This window comes from Streptomyces sp. NRRL S-646 (assembly GCF_000720765.1).
Lineage (GTDB): Bacteria > Actinomycetota > Actinomycetes > Streptomycetales > Streptomycetaceae > Streptomyces.
Map to the genome: position 1 here is coordinate 1 of NZ_JODC01000093.1, position 434 is coordinate 434.

Consider the following 434-nt stretch of genomic DNA (forward strand, 5'->3'; position numbering starts at 1 on the left):
GCAGCGCCACCACCCGCGCCCCGTCCTCCAACGACAACCCACCCGCCACCACCGCCGCAGCAATCTCCCCCTGCGAATGACCCACCACCACCGACGGCTGCACCCCGCAGGCACGCCACAGCGCCGCCAGCGACACCATCACCGCCCACGACACCGGCTGCACCACATCCACACCAGCCAGGTCACTACCGCCACGCACGACCTCGCCCAGCGACCACCCCACAAACGGGGCAAGAGCGGCCTCACACGCCTCCATCGACGCCGCGAACACCGGCGACGCATCCCACAACTGGCGTCCCATACCGGCCCACTGCGCCCCCTGACCCGGGAACACGAACGCCACCCGGTCAGCACCACCAGCAACCGCACCACGCACCACACCCGCGCCGCTCACCTCACCAGAGGCCAACACCCCCAGCCCCACGGCAAGTTCA

1 protein-coding gene is annotated in these 434 nt (G+C 70.5%); it reads right to left on the minus strand.

Annotated elements, in window-relative coordinates:
• Nucleotides 1–434, minus strand: a 434-nt coding sequence (locus tag IH68_RS51355) for an acyltransferase domain-containing protein (RefSeq protein WP_037886726.1), incomplete at both ends; no start/stop codon positions are given.